We start from the raw sequence: 6474 nt of genomic DNA, 5'->3' as shown, positions 1-6474 counted from the left end.
TTGTTCAGTTTTCAAAGATCAATTTCTTTCGCTCACTGCCGTGTTACCGAAGCAGCGAGAAGTAATATACCATGTTTACTTTTAATGTGCAACTACTTTTTTTCGAGTTAATTTCAGTTACTCTCGCCTGCCTGTCTTGCGGCCGGAGTGATAATATAGCATGGTTTCGACAAAGAATGCAATGCTTTATTTTTCCATTTCACAATTAGTTTCATCTGCTCTTCGCCTAGCTCCTCTCACTCAACGACTGATTCAACTTCGCTTTCATATCCTCATAGCGATCCAATAACGGCAGCAGCTGGTTACGTGTTAACGACAACAAGGTGCATTCCGTTAGCGCTGTGATGTTGGCATTACGGGGGGTATCCTTCAGCAACGCGATTTCGCCGAAATGGTCTCCATCTTGAAGAACTGCTACTCGTATGTTCTCGCCTTGTGCATTCCTTTTAGACACTTCCACTTTGCCACGTACAATGATATACAATTTATGTCCCGCTTCACCTTGCCGAAACACATCTTGGCCGCTCGTAATTTTTTCCGTCATCAGTAAATCTTTGATCTCATGTAGCAGGTCCTCATTCATATAGGCAAAGAAAGGCATCTGCCTTAAGCGCTCGACTTCAATAACAACTTCTCCCGTTTGGGATAGTTGGAAGCCTTGCTGCTTTTGCCATAGTCGGTGATAAGCTCCTTGACGTTCTAACAGTTCCTGATGCGTACCGAATTCGATGACTTTCCCCTCATGGATGAAATAGATCAGATCCGCATGTGAAACGGTCTTCAAACGATGCGATACAGCAACTACCGTTCGACCATGATTAGCTCGAGAGATGGTCTCATTCAGCGCTATTTCTGACTCCGGATCTAGCGATGCCGCTACTTCGTCCATGAAAGTCAGCTCGTTCGATCGCAGTAACGCGCGCGCGATCGAGATCCGGTGCCGTTGGCTGACGGACAGATTGGCCCCCTCATTTTCGATCCAGGTATCGTAACCATTCGACATTTGCATAATCGCCTCATGAACACCGACCGCAAGTGTCGCTTCGAGAAGCTCTTCCTCGGTGGCATCCGGATGACCAATCAGTAGATTTTCACGTATCGTCGTATTGAATAGATAAGGTTCTTGAAAAATAACACCAGCTTGCGTAAGCAGTGAAGACAGTTGAATTTTACGGAGATCAAGGTCATCCACTTGAATGGAGCCTTTTTGCGGATCATAGAAACGCATGAGCAGTTGGAGCAACGTGCTTTTGCCTGAACCACTGGGCCCCACCAAAGCTACATAACTACCCACAGGAATGGATAAGGTTAAATCATGTATAACAGGGTGCGCCTCCGTATAGCCAAAAGTAACATTATCGAATTTGATTTCATTGTTCAAAGAAGGATTCTGAGCAGCCTGCTCGTCATCCTCTAGATCGGGTTGAATCTCAAGTACTTCATTGATGCGTCGAATGCCCACTTCACCTTCAATCAGATCGGGCACGACCTCCATGAATTGGATCACCGATACGCCAACCGTATCAAAAACCGAGTAAAATGCTATCAAATCCCCGATGGTCATCGATCCTTGAAACGTAAAATAGCCCCCTAAACCAAGGATAATCACGTTAACAACGGATAACACCATGATCGGAAGTCTCTCCAGATTGGAGTTAATGAAGCTCCTCTTCACACCTAATCGAAACCAGACTTGTAGTTGCTTTGTGAACCTATTTTTCATAGATTCTTGCAGTTGAAAGCCTCGAATGACCTTAAATGCCTTCATTTCCTCATCCATATTATTAGAAAATGACTCTACAATGTTAACGTACTCCTCGTTGTAACGCTGCGCGCGTTTATTCAGTAGTTTCTGCGGGACGAACATGAAGACAATGCCAACGAATGCAACAAGCGCCAATTTCCACTCTAGAACAAATAATATCGCTGTCCCCACCACCATGCTGAGGCTAGCCAGAATAAGCGTCGAAAACGTCTGCATCATCGCATGCTCTACCGCTGGAATATCCATTGTGAACCGTGCAACAATATCCCCGATTCGATAACGTGAGAAGAAATGCGCAGAAAGCTTCTGCGTCTGTTCGTAGAGATCTTTGCGCAGCCCAATGAGAATCGTCTCGTTTAATTTGGACATCGCATAATCGCCGCCGACACCAATTAATAAGTTCAAGACACCGCCAATGAGAAGCGCTAAGAGCAGACCAAAGAATATGGTCATATTCCGAGGCGTAATGGCATCGTCAATTAAATATTTGATACTTAATGACGTAAAGTACTCGAAGCTGAGTTCAAATAATAACGCAATGATGAACACGGTGAATACTTTTTTGCTACTCGCTAGATATCGTAGGACGGATCGGTATAAATAAAGCATCGAGGGTTTCAGCGCCTTTTCGTAGAGTCAGTCGGTAGGATGTGAGGAAATAGTTCATTTTACCTATAGTTTACCATATATGATTTATGCTCGGGAACGATTTAATTAACCTTGATGTCTGAATGACGTTCCGAAACGACAGGAGAATCTCCTAGCTGATATAATAAATAAAGATAGGAGTGTGAATGGGATGAACAAAATGATTGATCAATATATTCGGAATGAGAAAGAGCGCGCTTTAGCTAGAAAAGCAGAAGGGTTGGCATCCCTTTTTGCGATGAGAGCCGCGTTACATGACCAAGAGGGATCTTTTCCATTTGAAAATTTCACAGATTTGCGAGAGGCTGGGTACTTAAAGCTAACTGTCCCACAAGAATTCGGCGGGGATGGCATCTCGCTTTATGAGCTCGTTATGCTGCAAGAGCGGCTTGCTTATGGGGATGGTTCGACCGCATTAGCCGTAGGCTGGCACATTGGTCAGGTCTTACATCTTGGAACAACTCGAAAATGGCCAGAGGCTATTTTCGCTGATTTGTGCTACTCCGTCGTGAGTGATGGGACTATGATTAATACCTTTGCTAGTGAAGCTGCATCTGGTAGTCCCAGCCGAGGCGGAAAACCCGAAACTACAGCGCTCCCGACAGCCGACGGATGGCTAATTACGGGGCGTAAAACGTTTAGTACCCTTTCACCGATCCTAGATCGTTTTGTGGTATCAGCTTTTATCCCGGATGAAGACGGAACAGCGGACTTCCTCGTTCATCGAACAGATCAGGTAACTATCGTGGAAACTTGGGATACACTCGGGATGCGAGCGACAGGCAGTCATGATGTGGTTTTGGATGGGGTTTTCGTGGATAAAACCATGAGGCTTTCTGGAAAAGGCGTGGATGATGGCGGCGGCTGGCTTTTACATATTCCGGCTTGTTACTTGGGCATTGCCATGGCGGCACGTGATTATGCCCTTGAATTCGTTCATACCTATCAACCGAACCATATGAACGAACCGATCTCTTCACTCCCCTCTGTCCAGCATGCCATCGGCGAGATGGAAATCGAACTACGAACTGCACGTGCACTCCTTTATGCAACGGCGGATCGTTGGGATCAAGAGAAGTTCAACCGACCAGCATTAAAACCAGAGCTAGGCTTGGCCAAGTATGTTGCTACCAACAATGCGATCAAAGTCGTGGACCTCGCGATGAGAATCGTCGGTGCCGCTAGTTTGTCCCGCAAGCAGCCTTTGGAAAGGTACTATCGGGATGTTCGCGCAGGCCTGCATAATCCACCAATGGATAGTACAGTGCTTCATAACTTAGCCAGTGCTGCCCTAATCGAGAAGTCCTTGTGATCTAAGGGAAATACTAGAACAAATTATCGTAAGTTTTGGACGGAGATTCAATGTCCGCTTTCAAAAAGTATTCATATCGGCCGAATTTCTTTAACGCCTCATGGTCTGGCAGCCATACCCACTCATCTATTTCCGTCTGGCAGCGGTGAGCCCGGAACGCTGCCAGTTTAGCTTTCAAATGAGCTGCTACATCAATTTTCATGACATCCTTATGGGAATACCCAAACCGTTCCGGACGCTCCATCGCATCACCGAACGTTATGAAATATAACGAGTCCAGATGTCCTGTTCGTTGACATGCAGCCGTCGTAGCCTTCCCAATAGCACAATGATCGGGGTGTCCACCTAACGTTTCGTGAAACGTGAGCACGACATCTGGATTCACATCACGGATTAGAGCCTCAACTCTTGAGGTCAGGCTTTCCTCATCAATAAACTCAACTGTCTTGTCGCGGATATCGAAAAAAAGGAGCTGCTGGATGCCCAAGCATTTGCAGGCATCTCGTAGTTCAATTTCACGAGCAGCCGCCATCGTTTCCCGATTGAGATACGGTGGATTGCCCATTCGGCGTCCCATATCTCCGCGCGTGGCACTCACCAGCGTAATGTTGACCCCTTCACTAGCGTATTTGGCAAGTGTCCCTCCACAAATAAATGACTCGTCGTCAGGATGCGCAAATACGGCGAGCAGCTTGTTCGCTGCGCCTCTTTGGGTAGTATTCATTCTGGAAACGGCTCCCTTCCAATGTGTAGCGCAACGTTCATCCGACCTCGATCATCATATCCGGCCAGTAAAAGACAGCCGTTTTCATCAATTTCATAATGCGTGATCGCCTCCATTCGCAGCCAACCATGCCCATCGAATCGGAGTGCCGTACGAAATGGTCCTTCCCCTGCTATAAAGGCATGGGTAACCTTGATCTTAAAATTACGTACGAAGACAAACGAAGTCGCTTCGCTATGGATATAGGCTTCAATCCCGATGAAGGACTGAAGCTTGGTTTCAACTTTTGACTTAACTATTGGGATCATCTTGTTTGTCTCTCTTTTCTGAAAGGGATGAATGACTACATAATCGTATCACAGCTTTTTATGAGGTCGATCTTTATACCACTATTACTTAGCCGCTTGCTCTCCAATTCGCTCCCAATCCGATGCCGTATAGTTGCCCATATACCATAAGGAAACAGCTTGCAGGTCATAGAACTTGGCGAGCCAAATCTTCTTGGCTATGCTCTGCGAATCTTCGTAGTACAATACATGGCTGCCCCGCTCGTCCGCGAACGTAGCTTTCTTCAAGAAATAGGGCATGTCCCACGTGGTATTCACACCTGGCATCGCCAGCCTTTTCTCAACATCAGCAATGGCTGGTTTAAGGGCGGGCCCGGTTACGCCAGCTTGGGTGACCCACTGGTTCGCCTGTTTGGAAATGCCAAGAACAAGCTTCTCCTTGGGTATCGATTGCAGCGCGGTTAGCACGGTATCGTTCACTAATGGCAGGGGTGCCGATGGTAATACACTTTCATTATGTGTGAAGTCATAAGCCATAAGGATCACCGTATCGGCTAGCTTTCCGATCTCTTTTAAATCATAACCCTTGTAATAATAAATCGGCGGAACGGCTACCGACAATGTAAGCGAACCTAACTGACCTTTCAACTCCTGAAGAAACTCGGTATAGTCGACTGCACTTCCTGCTTCCTTCAATCCTTCAAAATCAATGCTTACCCCCGTAAACGAGTAGGCTGGATCTTTTAATGTACTGAGCAACGATGCAATAAAGGTCTTTTTGGCAGATTCATCTTGAAGGAAGTCTTTTAAATTAGCACCATCATAGAAAACCATCAATTCCTTCGTAACTTGGGCAGCATCCGCAGTGGCAATGACCTCTTCATAACCAAGTGGAACCCGATAATCCGGAGATTTGATGTTCAATGAAGCCGTTCCAGCACCGCTATATACCAAGCTAGACCAACCAAGAATCACATGAGAAAGCTTATTCATCTGCTTAATCGCGGGGTAGGAGGTAAGGGCATAATAACCTGTGAAATCGATCTTATGTTCAGCAATCCGCTTATCAATCAAACGATAGATAACAGCTGCTGCCTGCTTACGAATCAAAGACTCTTTCGGGCTAAATCCTGTCTGATCTCCCTCCATAATACCTCGATGCGCTGCGTAATATACATAAGGTTGCATTGCCTCATTTATAGTTGAATTATCCTTAAAACCTCTAACAACCTGCTCTTTCTTCCAATCCATGGTTAACCATTGTTGACGAGCCTTTTCACTTTCAGACTCCAGCAACGATTTCCCTACGAGCATCGCAACTTCTTCTCTCGTGATCGTCTGCGCTGGATGAAGCAAGCCCTCCTGATCTAGTAAACTATCAAGCCATTTCCGTTCGTAGACAGCAGCAATATAAGGTGCCGACCAACGGTCCTTCGCTACATCAACGGGAGTACTCCCCAGTGGAGCTTTACTCTCTATTTTACCTGCCATAACGAGCAACTTAATGAAAGCCTCTCTAGACAAGTCATCATTGGGACGATAGGTTTGGTCCTCATAGCCGTTAATAATACCTAATGCGGATAAGGTGTAAATCGGATCCTTGGCATAGTCTTGTTCCTCATCCTTGAAGGGCTGTAGTTGTACATCGTAGGCAAAAGCGGTATTTGCAAACAATAGAACAAACAGCGTGCCGAATAAGATTGTTTTTTTCAACATAAACGTCTTCTTCCCTCTCCCT

5 protein-coding genes are annotated in these 6474 nt (G+C 45.9%); 1 reads left to right on the top strand and 4 read right to left on the bottom strand.

The annotated features are described in order from the left end of the window. Nucleotides 1-226 precede the first annotated feature (226 nt). The gene (locus ASL11_RS09685) at nt 227-2374 is read right to left on the bottom strand and encodes an ABC transporter transmembrane domain-containing protein (RefSeq protein ID WP_056612934.1); all 2148 of its coding nucleotides are present in this window, start codon (nt 2372-2374) and stop codon (nt 227-229) included. 190 nt (nt 2375-2564) lie between these two features. Here ASL11_RS09685 and ASL11_RS09680 point away from each other — a divergent pair, with 190 nt between their 5' ends. Next, nucleotides 2565-3725: an acyl-CoA dehydrogenase family protein gene (locus ASL11_RS09680; protein WP_056612932.1), complete on the top strand. Its 1161-nt coding sequence runs from the start codon at nt 2565-2567 to the stop codon at nt 3723-3725. A 13-nt stretch (nt 3726-3738) separates the two neighbouring features. Here ASL11_RS09680 and ASL11_RS09675 read toward each other — a convergent pair whose 3' ends face one another. The 3 genes from ASL11_RS09675 to ASL11_RS09665 form a co-directional block, all read right to left on the bottom strand. Then, entirely contained in the window at nt 3739-4449 is a 711-nt protein-coding gene (locus ASL11_RS09675) for a PIG-L family deacetylase (RefSeq protein ID WP_056612930.1), read from the bottom strand. Continuing rightward, a complete protein-coding gene (locus ASL11_RS09670) occupies nt 4446-4757 on the bottom strand; it encodes a DUF1806 family protein (protein WP_056612929.1) in 312 nt (103 codons plus the stop codon). Before ASL11_RS09670 ends, ASL11_RS09675 begins: the two co-directional genes overlap by 4 nt. 84 nt (nt 4758-4841) lie before the next feature. Then, nucleotides 4842-6452, bottom strand: a complete 1611-nt coding sequence (locus tag ASL11_RS09665) for a glycosyl hydrolase family 18 protein (protein WP_056612927.1) — start codon at nt 6450-6452, stop codon at nt 4842-4844. Nucleotides 6453-6474 lie beyond the last annotated feature (22 nt).

Origin of the sequence: Paenibacillus sp. Soil750, from assembly GCF_001428045.1 — a bacterium.
Classification (GTDB): Bacteria; Bacillota; Bacilli; order Paenibacillales; family NBRC-103111; genus Paenibacillus_E; species Paenibacillus_E allorhizoplanae.
This window is presented reverse-complemented; position numbering and strand designations above follow the sequence as displayed.